We start from the raw sequence: 14,338 nt of genomic DNA on the forward strand, positions 1-14,338 counted from the left end.
CTGGAAGGTCACCATGTTCGAACGCCTGATCCAGTTTGCCATCGAGCAGCGCATCATCGTGCTGCTCGCCGTTCTGCTCATGGCCGGCCTCGGCATCGCCAGTTATCAGAAACTGCCGATCGACGCCGTGCCCGACATCACCAACGTCCAGGTGCAGATCAACACCGGTGCCGCCGGGTTCTCGCCGCTGGAAACCGAGCAGCGCATCACCTTCCCGATTGAAACCGCGATGGCCGGTTTGCCGGCGCTGGAGCAGACCCGGTCGCTGTCGCGCTCGGGCCTGTCGCAAGTGACGGTGATCTTCAAGGACGGCACCGACCTGTTCTTCGCTCGCCAACTGGTCAACGAGCGCTTGCAGATCGCCAAGGAGCAATTGCCCGAAGGCGCGGAAGCGGTGATGGGGCCGATTTCCACAGGTCTCGGTGAGATCTTTTTATGGACGGTGGAAGCCCAGGAGGGCGCGCTGAAGGACGACGGCAGCGCCTACACGCCGACCGATCTGCGGGTGATTCAGGACTGGATCATCAAGCCGCAGTTGCGCAACGTGCCGGGCGTCGCCGAGATCAACACCATTGGTGGTTTCGCCAAGGAATATCAGATCGCGCCGGACCCGAAACGCCTCGCCGCGTACAAGCTCACCCTCACCGATCTGATCACCGCGCTGGAGCGCAACAACGCCAACGTCGGCGCCGGGTACATCGAGCGTAGCGGCGAGCAGTTGCTGATCCGCGCGCCGGGGCAAGTGGCGAGCACCGAGGATATCGCCAACATCGTCATGGCCAATGTCGATGGCACGCCGATCCGGGTGAAGAACGTCGCCACGGTGGAAATCGGCCGTGAGTTGCGCAGCGGTGCGGCCACCGAAAATGGTCGTGAAGTGGTGCTCGGCACCGTGTTCATGCTGATCGGCGAGAACAGCCGCACCGTCTCGCAAGCGGTGGCCAGCAAGCTCGAACAGATCAATAAATCCCTGCCGCCAGGCGTGATCGCCGTGCCGGTGTACGACCGCACGCACCTGGTCGACAAAGCCATCGCCACGGTGAAAAAGAACCTGATCGAAGGCGCGATTCTGGTGATCGCGATTCTGTTCCTGTTCCTCGGCAACATCCGCGCCGCGCTGATCACGGCGATGGTGATTCCGCTGTCGATGCTGTTCACCTTCACCGGCATGTTCAGTAACAAGGTCAGCGCCAACCTGATGAGCCTCGGCGCGCTGGACTTCGGGATCATCGTCGACGGTGCGGTGGTGATCGTCGAAAACACCCTGCGCCGGTTGGCTCACGCACAGCAGCATCACGGCCGCTTGCTGACTCGTGCCGAGCGTTTCAAGGAAGTGTTCGCGGCGGCGAAAGAGGCGCGCCGACCGCTGATTTTCGGCCAGTTGATCATCATGGTGGTGTACCTGCCGATCTTCGCCCTGAGCGGCGTCGAAGGGAAAATGTTCCACCCGATGGCGTTCACCGTGGTCATCGCGTTGCTCGGTGCGATGCTGCTGTCGGTGACCTTTGTGCCGGCGGCGATTGCGCTGTTCGTCACCGGCAAGGTCAAGGAAGAGGAGGGTGCGGTGATGCGCGGCGCCCGTCGTATTTATGCGCCAGCGCTGGCCTGGGTCATGGCCCATCGCACGGTGGCCGTGGGCGCGGCGTTGGCGGTTATCGTGCTCAGCGGCGTGCTCACCAGCCGCATGGGCAGCGAGTTTGTGCCGAGTCTCAGTGAGGGGGATTTTGCCCTGCAAGCGCTGCGCGTGCCGGGCACCAGCCTGACGCAATCGGTGGACATGCAGCAGCGTTTGGAGACGCTGATCCTGGCCAAAGTGCCGGAGGTTGAACGGGTGTTCGCCCGCACCGGTACGGCGGAAATCGCTTCCGACCCGATGCCGCCGAACATCTCTGACAGCTACGTGATGCTCAAACCGAAGGATCAATGGCCAGACCCGAACAAGTCCCGCGAAACCCTCATGGCCGAGTTGCAACAAGCCGCCGCGACGTTACCGGGCAGCAACTATGAACTGTCGCAGCCGATCCAGTTGCGCTTCAACGAACTGATCTCCGGTGTGCGCAGCGATGTCGCGGTGAAGGTGTTCGGCGATGACATGGACGTGCTCAACGCCACGGCAGCGAAGATCGCGGCGGCGATGCAGAAGGTCAATGGCGCCTCTGAAGTGAAGGTCGAGCAGACCACCGGGCTGCCGGTGCTGACCATCAACATCGATCGCGACAAGGCGGCGCGTTACGGGCTCAACGTCGGTGATGTGCAGGACACCATCGCTGTGGCAGTGGGCGGGCGTCAGGCCGGCATCTTGTACGAGGGCGATCGGCGCTTCGACATGGTGGTGCGGTTGTCCGACGCGATGCGCAAGGACATCGACGGCTTGTCGGCATTGCTGATTCCGGTGCCCGCGCTGAGCGGTGCGGCGAACCAGATCGGGTTTATCGCGCTGAAGGACGTCGCCAGCCTCGATCTGGTGCTCGGGCCGAACCAGGTCAGCCGCGAAAACGGCAAGCGTCTGGTGATCGTCAGCGCCAACGTGCGCGGGCGGGATATCGGCTCGTTCGTCAGCGAGGCCGGTGCGCTGATCGAGCGCGAGGTGCAGGTGCCGGCCGGTTACTGGACCAGTTGGGGCGGGCAGTTCGAGCAACTGCAATCGGCGGCCAAGCGCTTGCAGATTGTGGTGCCGGTGGCGTTGCTGCTGGTGTTCGGCTTGCTGTTCATGATGTTCAACAATTTGAAGGACGGCTTGCTGGTGTTTACCGGGATTCCGTTTGCCCTGACCGGCGGGGTGATGGCGCTGTGGCTGCGGGATATTCCGTTGTCGATTTCCGCAGGCGTGGGGTTTATCGCGCTGTCCGGGGTAGCGGTGCTCAACGGGCTGGTGATGATCGCGTTTATTCGCAATTTGCGCGAGGAAGGAAGGTCGCTGGCGGAGGCAATCAACGTCGGCGCGCTGACGCGCTTGCGGCCGGTGTTGATGACGGCGTTGGTGGCGTCGCTGGGGTTTATTCCGATGGCGCTGGCGACCGGCACCGGCGCCGAGGTGCAGCGGCCACTGGCGACGGTGGTGATCGGCGGGATTCTGTCCTCGACGATTCTCACGTTGCTGATCTTGCCCGCGCTGTACCAGATCGCCCATCGCCGGGATGAGGACACCGTACCGTCTGAATAGGTGATCCCTTGTGGGAGCGGGCTTGCTCGCGAAGAGGCCGTGTCAGTCGACATCAATGTTGGATGACACACCGCTTTCGCGAGCAAGCCCGCTCCCACATGGGTTCCGTGCACTGATCCGGCAGATAACGGATATGTAATTCCCCCGCCACCGTCACGAAAGGTGCGCCTTGTTACCTTGATCCCGTCAGTTACTTAAACGAGGAATCAACCATGAAATTCGCCCAACTCAGCACCTTCGCAGCCGCCCTGATGTTGTCGTCCCTGGCCATGGCCGAAGGCGGTGGTGACCGCACGTTCGACCGGATGATGACCGCCAATGATCGCGCCGTGGAGCTGTTCGTGGCCAAGGAACAGACCCGCGACCCGGTCGTCGTCAACGAGAAGAAAGACGCCAGCACCAAAGACCTGTAAGCCCGGCGCACTGCAACAAGCCCGTTGTCGTGTGCCGATGCCGGGCTTTTTTACGGAGGAGTAAACATGCAGTTGATCAAATGGATGACCTTCGCCGGCGTCATGGCGATGTCGGTAAATGCACTGGCTGAAGGCGGCGGCGATCGCACTTTCGAACGTGCTTTCAGCGCCAACGCCAAAGCCATGGAGCAATACGCCGCCGAGCGCGGCAAAGCGGCGCCGGTGGTCAAGGAATACGAATACGGCATGAAGCTCGACGTGGTGAAAATCGTCAGCGTGGTGAAGCCGCAGCCGGCTTGCTCGGTGGTGCCGACGGCGATGACCTACGAGGACTCGCAAGGGCAACTCAATACGCTCAAGTACAGCGTGGCAGGCGTGTGCCGCAACAGTGGGGGCTAACCAACACCTAATCCCTGTAGGAGCTGCCGAAGGCTGCGATCTGTTGATCTTGGTCTTCAAAGTCAAAAGATCGCAGCCTTCGGCAGCTCCTACACGGGGCACATTTTCAGTATCACGATCTGTATTTAGATTCGGAATGTTTAAAGGTTGTGTCGGAAAAGCTGAACCTTCCCACAATGTTTTCAGGTTGTCCCTCGGACGTCCGCTCTCTAGCCTGTGTGGGTCGCTGCCAAATCAGCGATCGGGATTGGAACCCCGGGACCCAAGAAGCGCAAAAGAGGCTTTCATGACGTATGCTTGCGCACCTTCATGGTGTGCACTCTGTTATGGCGGCTGTGCGCGGGAGACTTCGAGTCTGCCGGGTTTTCTCTGGTCCCCGGGTTCCAACCTGCGTACAGCTGCCACCCATCGCGTGGAACCGAATGGGCCAGCTCCACCGCAAGACTGGAGATACACCATGAAAAAGCCAACACCCAATCCGCCCGAAGCGAACGCTGCTGCAGACCCCGATCCAACATCCCCCTACGCCGCCATCGACACCCACAAACTCCACGAAGCCGCCGAGCGCGCCCTCGACTACTACCTCAAGCCCGCAGCGCCCATCATGGCCACGCCTTACACCGCCAACGCGCTGTTTCTGGTCAATCCCAACGCCGACACCGAATCCCTGCTGGCCAACGCCTGCGAATCCCTGGCCTCGGCCACGGTGATGCTCGGCGACTTCGCCGCGTTGCTGGAGGGCACGCATCGCAAGACGCTGCTCGGCATCGCGCAGGTGGTCATGCTCGGTGAACTGGCGGTGAACAAAGCGCTGGATAACGTGGAAGTCGCGACGTAGGCGAAGGTCCTTTGACGAGGATCCTTTTCTCGCCAGACCTGAATAAAATGACCGTGTATCTGAAAGCTATACGCGTATATGCATTAGCTACACGGTCGGTATAGAATCGACTCCGAAGTCGCTCTCATGGCTTCGCACCTCAAACGTTAGATCTCACGTTAAGAGCATGGCCTAAACCTCTCCGGGCCACTCAAGGAGTCAGAAAATGAAAAATAAACAAAAGCTGATGTGCTAACGCCATAAGGAGGCTCCAGCTCCAACATCACCTACCCAGATGGGAAACAGAACAATGTCCACAACTGAAAGCGTTGAAAAATCCAAACCCGTTCCAATCAACATGAGAGCGGACGAAAAGAAACGTAATCTGATCGATTTGGCAGCCGCCATGTCTGGTCGTGATCGCACAAGTTTTATCCTGGAAGCTGCCTGCCAAAAAGCTGAAGAGGTGATTCTGGATAAACGACTGTTCCTTCTCGACGACAGCGCATTTGACGCATTCGAACAGGCTATTGAAGCCAATCCGGCTCGAGGTAACGAATGCCTGCACCAACTGCTCGCTCGTCCAAAACGTTGGAGTTGACCGCGCCCGAGAAGCTCAACGACCAACACGAACTTGATGCCTTCGATTCTGGTGAGGTGACCATTGACCAATACCTGCAGAGGAAGGCGCGAAAAGCCCAATCCACCAAGCAGGCTGTTGTGTACGTCAGTTGCCTCAAAGGTACGTCGAATGTGATGGCCTACTACACGCTATCCAGCGGATCAGTCGCCCGCGCCAGCGTCATGCCGAAAAGCCGTCAACGCAACTCGCCCAGTGTCCATCCGGTAACTCTATTGGGACGTATGGGCGTAACACGGGAAGCTCAGGGCCAGGGCTTCGCCATCGATTTACTGCAAGATGCGATTGAAAGAGCTCTCAACGCGTCTCAGTCGATCGGATCCAGCGCGATAATTGTTCATCCCTTGAATGATCGGCTGTCGAGCTTTTATATCAAGTACGCGGGATTCATTCCGTGCCCCGACATTTCCCCTATAACACTGATGCTGCCTTTACGCTAAAAGCTTGGATTAATCAGCTATCCGCCAGGTTGTCTCGATAGCGGGTTGATTATGTCGCGACCGCAGAGCAAAAAAGGCGCCCCGAAGGGCGCCAAAAAATTCACCTCTGACCAAAGGAGCAAGGAGCTTCTAAAGGTGAATGGTATTGCTCGGGGAAACTCAGAGAATCGCCAGCGGGTATTCGACGATCACCCGCACTTCATCCAGGTCCGACTCGAACGCCGTGGCACGGGTGGTGGCCTGGCGCAAACGCAGTGACAGGTCTTTCATCGAACCGCTCTGCACCACGTATTTGACTTCGATGTCGCGCTCCCAGCGCTTCTGGTCGGTAAGCGGATTGCCTTCGGCATCGCGGCGCATGTACACGGCGTTGGCGTTGGAATAGTCGGCGTCGGTGCCACGTGCGTAACGGGTCATGAACGACAGACCGGGTACGCCGTAAGTGCTCATGTCGAGGTCATAACGCACCATCCACGAACGTTCTTTCGGCGAGTTGAAGTCGCTGTACTGGATCGAGTTGTCGAGGAAAATCGAGTCCGACTGGCGCAAGTAATCGAAGTCGTCGTTGCCGTTGTTGCGCTGGTGGGAGAGGGCGACGGAGTGCGCGCCGAGCTTCACGCCGACGCGGCCGCTCCAGATGTTGTTGTCGAATTGGCCGAGCAGTTGCTTGCCTTCGTCGACCGCCTTGTAATAGTTCAGGCCGCCGAACAGCGACAGGTCATCCGACAGCGGATAGGTCCATGCGGTGCCGGCGTAATACTGGTTCCAGGCATCCTTGAGGCGACTGGAGTACAGGCTGAGACTAAGGTTCTTGTTCAGCACATAATCACCACCGCCATAAGCGATCCACGGCGAGTTGACCGGGCCTGCGTAGAACGTGGCGAAATTTTCGCGCATGTCGCTGGACACCGGTTGGCTCATCGCATGCAAACGACCGCCCTGAATCGACAGACCGTCGATACTGGTGTTGGTCGCCGTCACACCGCGAAAGCTTTCCGGCAGCAGGCGCGAATCACCTGCGGCCACCACCGGGTTGGCCGGGAACACATCACCGACCTTGACCACGGTATCGAAGGCCCGCACTTTGGCGGCGCCACCGACTTTGGTGTATTCATCCCGCGCCTGGCCGTCACGGTTGACCGGCAGCACATCGAACGAACTGCGCCCGCCGTTGCGGCCGTCACCGGTGTCGAGTTTCAAGCCGAGCATGGCAAATGCATCGACACCGACCCCGACGGTGCCTTGGGTGAAACCGGATTCGAACTTGCTGATGACCGCATGCGCCCAGGCTTCGGAATAACCGTTGCCGGTGGGGCTGGACTGGCCGTTGCGATGATCACGATTGAAGTAGAAGTTGCGGTTGAGCACCGTCAGGCTGCTGCCTTCGACAAAGCCTTCGGGCTTGTCTTCTGCAAACACCATGGACGGCCCGGAGCCGACCACCACCGCTAAAGCGGCCATCGACATTTTTGTATTGTTAACCATCAAACACTCCTTGGGTTCGGCAGAACGGGAACGTGCGTCGGCGTGGTTTTATTGTTCGGCGGGGCAGGGCCCGCCGGCATTGGTCGCCGGGTCACATCGTTGCAAGCTGCGGATAACGCCAAGGTGATGGGGGAATTACAATTTCGTCATGTGGCTGGAATCAAAACCCCGTGTCAGGTCAGGGCTGCGAGTTGTTCGATTGTCTGTGGAAAACGCTCGACCAGACGGATCAGGGTTGTGGCCTGAGCATTGGGCGTAGCTCGTCCTTGCTCCCAGTTCTCGAGCGTTCGCGTATTGGTGCGTAGATACATCGCGAATACTGACCGGGAGAGATTAAGTTGCTGACGGATGGCTACCACTTCCTCAGCAGTGATCGGCATCAGTTTTGGCAGCTGAACCTTGTGGGTACGCAAGGTGATTTTGCCTTGGCGTTCATCGGCCAGTGCTTCCAGTCCATCCATCAGTTCGGAAAAAATGTCACGTTTCATAGTGGCTTCTCGCGTTGAGTTCTCTATCCAGTGTTTTTCTGAAAAGCTTTTTCTGGGCAGGCGTCAAATCGTCCTGCTCGTTTTTGTTGAAGACGGTAAAGAGCCAGAACTGATCGAAGCCTGACCACCAGTAATAAATCACTCGTAATCCGCTGCGCTTGCCTTTCCCTCTTCGTTGGTCGCTGAAGCGAATTTTACGAAGCCCGCCTGTGTCCTCGATGAGATCGCCCGCCTCCGGATTTTTCAGCAACTCCAGTTGAAAGCTGCGAAACAGATCGTCATCCAGATAGTCGTCTCGGTGCTTCTGAAACACAGGCAATTCGATAAATAGAGCATCCATGTTCTGTACGTTACCTACGTATAGTGTTGTCTCGATAATCGAATCGGTCAAGGCCTCCTGGCCTTGCTTTTCGTCCCTTTTTCAACGGTAGACGCCGGTCGTAAAAACACCTGTAGGACGAATCGACGAGTGTGGTGAGAACGTTCGATTGAGTAGAGAGGAGGCTTAGCAATTGACGTGTCGGAACAATCCGCAGCACTATCGCCCCATGACTGTCCAACTTCGAATGAACATGATGTGCTTCTCCATGACCGCTTCCGGCGGGCCATGAGGTCATACGTGTTTGTCATTTGACGTGTTACCCAAAGCCCCGCCAGCAATGGACGGGGCTTTTTCATGCCCCGTCCGCACATACCTCATGGAGAGAGAAATGTTCGACATCAGAAGAGCTACCCCGGACGATGCCCAGATTGCCTTCGATATCCGGCGACTAGCGATTCGGCATCAGTGCATCGGTGCCTATAGCGAGCAGCAAATGCTCGATTGGACCAAAGGAGCGGCCGAAGACGGCTACGACACGCTGATGGAGAGACATTTCTATCTGGGCTGCATCGAGGGTGAAGCCGTAGCGACCGGCATGCTCGATCTGGATTACCGTGAAATCGGCGCGATCTTCATTCGCCCGGATTTCATGCAGCGTGGGCTGGGCAAGCGTGTTCTGTACTTTCTCGAAGATTTGGCGCGGGATCTCGGGCTGACCGAGGTGTGTCTGGACGCAACGTTGAACGCTGCCGATTTTTACCGGCGCTGCGGTTACGTCGGGGAGGAGAGCGCGGTTTATCAATCACCTTCGGGTCTGCAACTGGCGTGTGTACCGATGGTGAAGAAACTGTGATGCCATTGTGGCGAGGGAGCAAGCTCCCTCGCCACAGGTTATTTGTTGCTACATAGAATCCGTAAAACAAAAACGGCACCCGAAGGTGCCGTTTCCGTTTCCAGCCAGCCGAATATCAGCCCGCCAGACCCGCCTGCTGAACCAGAGTCAGCAATGGCTGCGGGTACACACCGAGGAAGAACGCGACCACGGCGATGGCCAGCAGCATTACGCCGCCTGCCTTCTGTTCCCAGTGCAGCTGGGCGTCGTGGCGGCGCAGGTTCGGTTCGATCAGGTACAGGGTGACCATCACACGCAGGTAGTAGAACACGCCGATGGCGCTGCCCAGTACCAGCGAACCGACCAGCCACCATTGATGCGACTGGACACCGGTGGCGATGATGTAGAACTTGCCGATGAAGCCGGCAGTCAGCGGGATACCGGCCAGCGACAGCATCATCACGGTCAGTACCGCGGTCAGGTACGGACGGCGCCAGAACAGGCCGCGGTACTCGTACAGCGCGTCGGCGTCACGGCCGTTGTACGGCGAGGACATCAGGGTGATCACGCCGAACGCGCCGAGGCTGGTGATCACATAAGTCACCAGATACACGCCGATGGCTTCCACCGCCAGACCCTTGCTCGCCACCAGGGCGATCAGCAGGTAGCCGAAATGCGCGATGGACGAGTAACCGAGCAGACGCTTGAGGTTGCTCTGGGTCAGGGCCAGCAGGTTACCGAACAGGATCGAGGCGACGGCGATCACGCTCAGTACGTCGCTCAGCACGCCACTGCTCGCGGCAGGGGAGATCTGGAACAGACGCACCATCACCGCGAACACGGCAACCTTCGACGCCGTGGCGAGGAACGCGGCGACCGGTGCCGGAGCACCTTCATACACGTCCGGCGTCCACAGGTGGAACGGTACCAGCGACAGCTTGAACGCCAGACCGATCAGCATCATGCCCAGACCCAGCTGCGCCAGCGAGCTCGGCAGGTTGGTGGTGGCCAGCGCCTGACCGATACCGACGAAGCTCAGGGTGCCGGCGTCAGCGTAGAGCAGGGCCATACCGAACAACAGGAACGCGGAACCGGCGGCCGACAGCACCATGTACTTGATGCCGGCTTCCAGCGAACGCTTGTTGAAGAAGGCGTAAGCCACCAGACCGTAGACCGGCACCGACAGCAGTTCCAGACCGATGAACAAACCGGCCAGGTGCTGCGCGCTGACCAGAACCAGACCACCGGCGGCGGCCATCAGGATCAGCAGGTACAGTTCTTCACGGTTGCCCGGGTAACCCGAACCGCCATCGCCGAGGTAGGCGTGGGCGAGGGTTACACAGGCGAGGGTGGCGACCAGGATCAGCGCCATGTACAGGCAGGCGAAGGTGTCGACTTGCAGCAACGGGGTCACGGCCAGAGGCGCGACTTTCAGGGCTGGCAGGATCGACAGCAGGGCCAGGTTCAGACCGGCGACCGAGATCAGGAAGGTCTGCGAGTGGTTGCGGCGCCAGGCGATTGCCAGCATCACCACGATAATGGTGAGGCTGGTGATCAACAGTGGCGCTAGCGCAATAAAGTGTTGAATCGTGAATTCCATAGCGCTCTTACCGGGCCGAAGCGAGTTGAGTGAAGGCGGTGCCGAGCCACTGCTGCACGCCATGCATCGTGGCGGCGGAAGTGTCGAGGAACGGTTGCGGGTAGACGCCGAGGTAAATCAGCAGCGCCGCAAGGCCCAGCACCATGGTCAGTTCGCGACCGTCCATGCCGTGCAGGATCGAATCCGATTTCGACGGACCGAAGTAGGCACGGTGGATCATGATCAGCGAGTAGACCGAACCGAACACCAGGCCGGAGGTGGCAATCGCGGTGATCCATGGCGCACTGGCGAACGTACCGATCAGGATCAGGAACTCGCCGACGAAGTTACCGGTACCCGGCAGACCCAGCGAAGCGGCGGCGAAGAACAGGCTGATCGCCGGCAGGTAGGCGATACGCGACCACAGACCGCCCATCTCACGCATGTCACGGGTGTGCAGACGCTCATACAGCTGACCGCTGAGGATAAACAGTGCCGCGGCCGACAGACCATGCGCCAGCATCTGGATCACGGCGCCCTGCAGCGCCAGTTGGCTGCCGGAGTAGATGCCGATCAACACGAAGCCCATGTGGGAAACGGACGAGAAGGCGATCAGACGCTTGATGTCGGTTTGCGCGAACGCGAGGAACGCACCGTAGAAGATCCCGATCAGACCGAGGGTCATGGCGATCGGCGCGAACTCGGCCGAAGCATTCGGGAACAGCGGCAGGGCGAAACGCAGCAGACCGTAGGCCGCGGTTTTCAGCAGGATACCGGCGAGGTCGACGGAACCGGCAGTCGGCGCCTGGGCGTGCGCGTCAGGCAACCACGAGTGGAACGGTACGACTGGCAGCTTGACCGCGAAGGCGATGAAGAAGCCGAGCATCAGAATGTACTCGGTGGTCATCGACATCTTGGTCTTCAACAGGTCGGCGTAGTTGAAGGTAATCACGCCAGTGTTGTTGAAGTTGACCAGCACCAGACCGAGGATCGCCACCAGCATGATCAGGCCGGAAGCCTGAGTGAAGATGAAGAACTTGGTCGCTGCGTAGATCCGGGTTTTCTTGCCGTCCGAAGAGCTATGACCCCAGAGCGCGATGAGGAAGTACATCGGCACCAGCATCATTTCCCAGAAGAAGAAGAACATGAACAGGTCGAGGGCGAGGAACACGCCGACAACGCCGCCCAGGATCCACATCAGGTTCAGGTGGAAGAAGCCAACGTGACGTTGAATCTCTTTCCACGAGCAGAGTACCGAGAGAATACCCAGCAGACCGGTCAGCAGGATCATCAACAGCGACAGGCCGTCGAGGGCCAGGTGCACGTTGATGCCGAAGCGCTGGATCCAGACGTGCTTGAACTCGAGCGCCCAGGTCGGATCGGCGCCAGGCGCCGGAGCAAATGAATAGTCACCGTGGGCCCACAGCCAGAGGCCGAGGGCGAGTTCCAGGGTCATGGTCAACAGCGCAATCCAGCGGGGGAGGGTAGCGCCGAAGCGCTCACCCATCCAGCACAGCAGGCCGCCGATGAAGGGGATCAGGATTAGCCAAGGCAGAATCATGACGGGCTCGTTTCCTTTCGCAAATTCGCAAGGTTCATATCAGACCGCTACCAGCACGATGGCGCCGATTACCAGCACGGCACCAGCAGCCATCGAGGCGGCATACCAACGCAGTTGACCGGTCTCGGTGCGGCTCAGGGCGGTGTGACCGCCTTTGGCCATACGCGGGATCAGACCGATGGTCTGGTCGAGCGGGTCTCTGCGCAGTACATGGCTGATCGCAAGGTACGGCTTGACGAACAGTTTGTCGTAGATCCAGTCGAAGCCCCAGGCAGCGAACCACCAGGCCGAAAGGAAACGCCCGATGCCGCTGTTGGCGATCGCCGTCACGAAGCGACGCTTGCCGAGGAACAGCAGGGCCGCCAGCAGGATACCGGCCAGGGCGATGGCGCCCGAGGCGATTTCCAGACTGTGCTTGGCTTCGCCACCGGCATGGCCAACGCTTTCCGGCAGTACGCCGTGCAGCGGTGGGACGATCATGGCGCCGACGAAAGTCGACAGCACGATCAGCACCGACAGTGGCAGCCAGTGCGAGATGCCGTGACCGGCGTGGGCTTCAGTCTTGGCTTCACCGTGGAACGTGATGAAGATCAGGCGGAAGGTGTACAGCGAAGTCATGAACGCGCCGACCAGACCTGCGTAAAGCAGACCGTGGTTGCCGCTGGCGAACGCTTCCCAAAGGATTTCGTCCTTGGAGTAGAAGCCTGCGGTGACCAGTGGCAGGGCGGCCAGTGCAGCACCACCGACGATGAAGCTGGCGTAGGCCAGTGGCAGTTTTTTCCACAGACCGCCCATCTTGAAGATGTTCTGCTCGTGGTGGCAGGCAACGATCACCGCACCGGAAGCAAGGAACAGCAGGGCCTTGAAGAAGGCGTGGGTCATCAGGTGGAAAATCGCGCCATCCCAGGCACCCACGCCCAGCGCCAGGAACATGTAGCCGATCTGGCTCATGGTCGAGTAGGCGAGGATACGTTTGATGTCGGTTTGTACCAGTGCGGCGAAACCTGCGAGAACCAGCGTCACACCGCCAACGATGCCGACCAGGTGGAGGATTTCCGGCGCCAGGGTGAACAGACCGTGGGTACGGGCGATCAGGTAGACACCGGCAGTTACCATGGTTGCAGCGTGGATCAGTGCCGACACCGGGGTCGGGCCCGCCATCGCGTCCGCGAGCCAGGTTTGCAGTGGCAGTTGCGCCGATTTACCGACCGCACCACCCAGCAGCATCAGGGTCGCCAGGGTGATCCAGAAGTCGCCGACCTGGAATTTCTGCGGTGCCAGCACCAGCAGTTCCTGGATGTTCAGCGTGCCCACTTGCTGGAACAGGATGAACAGGCCGATGGCCATGAACACGTCGCCGATCCGGGTCACGATGAAGGCCTTGAGTGCGGCGTTACCGTTGTTGCGGTTGCTGTAGTAGAAACCGATCAACAGGTACGAGCACAGGCCCACGCCTTCCCAGCCGAAGTACAGGAATAACAGGTTATCGCCGAGTACCAGGAACAGCATGCTGGCGATAAACAGGTTGGTGTACGAGAAGAAGCGCGAGTAACCCGCTTCGCCGCGCATGTACCAGGACGCGAACAGGTGGATCAAGAAGCCTACGCCCACCACCACGCCGAGCATGGTGATCGACAGGCCATCGATGTAGAGGGCGAAGTCAGGCTTGAAGCCTTCGACCGCCATCCACTTCCACAGCACCAGGGTGTAGTGACCGCCTTCGGGCGGCGCGACGTTGAATTGCCAGATGACGTAGGCGGCGACAATCGCCGACAGGCCGATGGAACCCACGCCGATCAGCGCCGAGAGGTTTTCCGACCAGCGTCCACGGGAGAACGACAGCAGCAGGAAACCGATCAGAGGGAATACAAAAGTCAGAAAGATTAGGTTCATCCGCGCATCTCACTGGCAGCGTCGATATCGAGCGTGTGGAAGCGGCGATACAGTTGCAGCAGGATCGCCAGGCCAATACTGGCCTCGGCGGCTGCCAGGCTGATCACCAGGATGAACATGATCTGTCCATCCGGTTGCGCCCAGCGGGCGCCCGCAACGATGAAGGCCAGGGCAGAGGCGTTCATCATCACTTCCAGACTCATCAACACGAACAAAATGTTGCGGCGGACCATCAGGCCGACCAGACCAAGGCAGAACAGGATGCCGGCAACGGCCAATCCATGTTCGAGAGGGATAGCAGGCATG

14 protein-coding genes are annotated in these 14,338 nt (G+C 59.4%); 7 read left to right on the forward strand and 7 right to left on the reverse strand.

Going from position 1 to position 14,338, the window contains the following annotated elements; translation table 11 throughout:
• Window positions 1-13 precede the first annotated feature (13 nt).
• The 6 genes from ACM6I7_RS03710 to ACM6I7_RS03735 all read left to right on the forward strand — a co-directional run bounded on the left by ACM6I7_RS03710 (window position 14) and on the right by ACM6I7_RS03735 (window position 5,872).
• Window positions 14-3,163 carry a CusA/CzcA family heavy metal efflux RND transporter gene (locus ACM6I7_RS03710; protein ID WP_414887976.1) on the forward strand — a complete coding sequence of 1,050 codons (3,150 nt, stop codon included), beginning with the start codon at window positions 14-16 and terminating at the stop codon, window positions 3,161-3,163.
• 212 nt (window positions 3,164-3,375) lie between these two features.
• Window positions 3,376-3,576 carry a co-regulatory protein PtrA N-terminal domain-containing protein gene (locus ACM6I7_RS03715; RefSeq protein ID WP_414887977.1) on the forward strand — a complete coding sequence of 67 codons (201 nt, stop codon included), beginning with the start codon at window positions 3,376-3,378 and terminating at the stop codon, window positions 3,574-3,576.
• A gap of 66 nt (window positions 3,577-3,642) precedes the next feature.
• Complete coding sequence (locus tag ACM6I7_RS03720; RefSeq protein ID WP_414887978.1) at window positions 3,643-3,975, forward strand: DUF2790 domain-containing protein; 333 nt, start codon at window positions 3,643-3,645, stop codon at window positions 3,973-3,975.
• Window positions 3,976-4,432: 457 nt separating this feature from the next.
• Window positions 4,433-4,813 (forward strand): DUF6124 family protein, encoded by a 381-nt coding sequence (locus ACM6I7_RS03725; RefSeq protein ID WP_095138906.1) that lies wholly within the window; start codon window positions 4,433-4,435, stop codon window positions 4,811-4,813.
• Between the two features lie 289 nt (window positions 4,814-5,102).
• Window positions 5,103-5,393 (forward strand): DUF1778 domain-containing protein, encoded by a 291-nt coding sequence (locus ACM6I7_RS03730; protein ID WP_041073246.1) that lies wholly within the window; start codon window positions 5,103-5,105, stop codon window positions 5,391-5,393.
• On the forward strand, window positions 5,351-5,872 hold the full coding sequence (locus tag ACM6I7_RS03735; RefSeq protein WP_052510612.1) for a hypothetical protein: 522 nt from the start codon (window positions 5,351-5,353) through the stop codon (window positions 5,870-5,872). The genes ACM6I7_RS03730 and ACM6I7_RS03735 overlap by 43 nt, the downstream gene beginning before the upstream one ends.
• A 159-nt stretch (window positions 5,873-6,031) precedes the next feature.
• On the opposite strand, the gene ACM6I7_RS03740 is transcribed toward ACM6I7_RS03735, so the two are convergent.
• The 3 genes from ACM6I7_RS03740 to ACM6I7_RS03750 form a co-directional block, all read right to left on the reverse strand.
• Window positions 6,032-7,357 (reverse strand): OprD family porin, encoded by a 1,326-nt coding sequence (locus ACM6I7_RS03740; protein WP_096795644.1) that lies wholly within the window; start codon window positions 7,355-7,357, stop codon window positions 6,032-6,034.
• A 173-nt stretch (window positions 7,358-7,530) separates the two neighbouring features.
• Window positions 7,531-7,845 carry a helix-turn-helix domain-containing protein gene (locus ACM6I7_RS03745; RefSeq protein WP_007964870.1) on the reverse strand — a complete coding sequence of 105 codons (315 nt, stop codon included), beginning with the start codon at window positions 7,843-7,845 and terminating at the stop codon, window positions 7,531-7,533.
• A complete protein-coding gene (locus tag ACM6I7_RS03750; protein ID WP_027614658.1) occupies window positions 7,835-8,185 on the reverse strand; it encodes a toxin in 351 nt (116 codons plus the stop codon). Before ACM6I7_RS03750 ends, ACM6I7_RS03745 begins: the two co-directional genes overlap by 11 nt.
• Window positions 8,186-8,555: 370 nt before the next feature.
• On the opposite strand from ACM6I7_RS03750, the gene ACM6I7_RS03755 reads away from it, so the two are divergent.
• Window positions 8,556-9,020, forward strand: coding sequence for a GNAT family N-acetyltransferase (locus ACM6I7_RS03755; RefSeq protein WP_096795643.1), 465 nt, complete (start codon window positions 8,556-8,558; stop codon window positions 9,018-9,020).
• A 115-nt stretch (window positions 9,021-9,135) separates the two neighbouring features.
• Here ACM6I7_RS03755 and nuoN read toward each other — a convergent pair whose 3' ends face one another.
• Genes nuoN through nuoK form a run of 4 tightly spaced genes read right to left on the reverse strand, consistent with a single transcriptional unit; the run spans window position 9,136 to window position 14,337 of the window.
• Window positions 9,136-10,599 carry an NADH-quinone oxidoreductase subunit NuoN gene (gene nuoN / locus ACM6I7_RS03760; RefSeq protein ID WP_414887979.1) on the reverse strand — a complete coding sequence of 488 codons (1,464 nt, stop codon included), beginning with the start codon at window positions 10,597-10,599 and terminating at the stop codon, window positions 9,136-9,138.
• Window positions 10,600-10,606: 7 nt separating this feature from the next.
• Window positions 10,607-12,139 (reverse strand): NADH-quinone oxidoreductase subunit M, encoded by a 1,533-nt coding sequence (gene nuoM / locus ACM6I7_RS03765; protein WP_027614661.1) that lies wholly within the window; start codon window positions 12,137-12,139, stop codon window positions 10,607-10,609.
• Window positions 12,140-12,178: 39 nt separating this feature from the next.
• Complete coding sequence (gene nuoL / locus ACM6I7_RS03770) at window positions 12,179-14,032, reverse strand: NADH-quinone oxidoreductase subunit L (protein WP_007964862.1); 1,854 nt, start codon at window positions 14,030-14,032, stop codon at window positions 12,179-12,181.
• Window positions 14,029-14,337: an NADH-quinone oxidoreductase subunit NuoK gene (gene nuoK, locus ACM6I7_RS03775; protein ID WP_003180046.1), complete on the reverse strand. Its 309-nt coding sequence runs from the start codon at window positions 14,335-14,337 to the stop codon at window positions 14,029-14,031. Before nuoK ends, nuoL begins: the two co-directional genes overlap by 4 nt.
• Window position 14,338 lies beyond the last annotated feature (1 nt).

It is taken from the genome of Pseudomonas sp. IT-93MI4, from assembly GCF_949767635.1.
Classification (GTDB): Bacteria; Pseudomonadota; Gammaproteobacteria; order Pseudomonadales; family Pseudomonadaceae; genus Aquipseudomonas; species Aquipseudomonas putida_A.

Coding starts and splice junctions, on each gene's coding strand:
- ACM6I7_RS03710 (WP_414887976.1), top strand. CDS start 14: ATGTTCGAACGCCTGATCCAGTTTGCCATCGAGCAGCGCATCATCGTG.
- ACM6I7_RS03715 (WP_414887977.1), top strand. CDS start 3,376: ATGAAATTCGCCCAACTCAGCACCTTCGCAGCCGCCCTGATGTTGTCG.
- ACM6I7_RS03720 (WP_414887978.1), top strand. CDS start 3,643: ATGCAGTTGATCAAATGGATGACCTTCGCCGGCGTCATGGCGATGTCG.
- ACM6I7_RS03725 (WP_095138906.1), top strand. CDS start 4,433: ATGAAAAAGCCAACACCCAATCCGCCCGAAGCGAACGCTGCTGCAGAC.
- ACM6I7_RS03730 (WP_041073246.1), top strand. CDS start 5,103: ATGTCCACAACTGAAAGCGTTGAAAAATCCAAACCCGTTCCAATCAAC.
- ACM6I7_RS03735 (WP_052510612.1), top strand. CDS start 5,351: ATGCCTGCACCAACTGCTCGCTCGTCCAAAACGTTGGAGTTGACCGCG.
- ACM6I7_RS03740 (WP_096795644.1), bottom strand. CDS start 7,357: ATGGTTAACAATACAAAAATGTCGATGGCCGCTTTAGCGGTGGTGGTC.
- ACM6I7_RS03745 (WP_007964870.1), bottom strand. CDS start 7,845: ATGAAACGTGACATTTTTTCCGAACTGATGGATGGACTGGAAGCACTG.
- ACM6I7_RS03750 (WP_027614658.1), bottom strand. CDS start 8,185: ATGGATGCTCTATTTATCGAATTGCCTGTGTTTCAGAAGCACCGAGAC.
- ACM6I7_RS03755 (WP_096795643.1), top strand. CDS start 8,556: ATGTTCGACATCAGAAGAGCTACCCCGGACGATGCCCAGATTGCCTTC.
- nuoN (WP_414887979.1), bottom strand. CDS start 10,599: ATGGAATTCACGATTCAACACTTTATTGCGCTAGCGCCACTGTTGATC.
- nuoM (WP_027614661.1), bottom strand. CDS start 12,139: ATGATTCTGCCTTGGCTAATCCTGATCCCCTTCATCGGCGGCCTGCTG.
- nuoL (WP_007964862.1), bottom strand. CDS start 14,032: ATGAACCTAATCTTTCTGACTTTTGTATTCCCTCTGATCGGTTTCCTG.
- nuoK (WP_003180046.1), bottom strand. CDS start 14,337: ATGCCTGCTATCCCTCTCGAACATGGATTGGCCGTTGCCGGCATCCTG.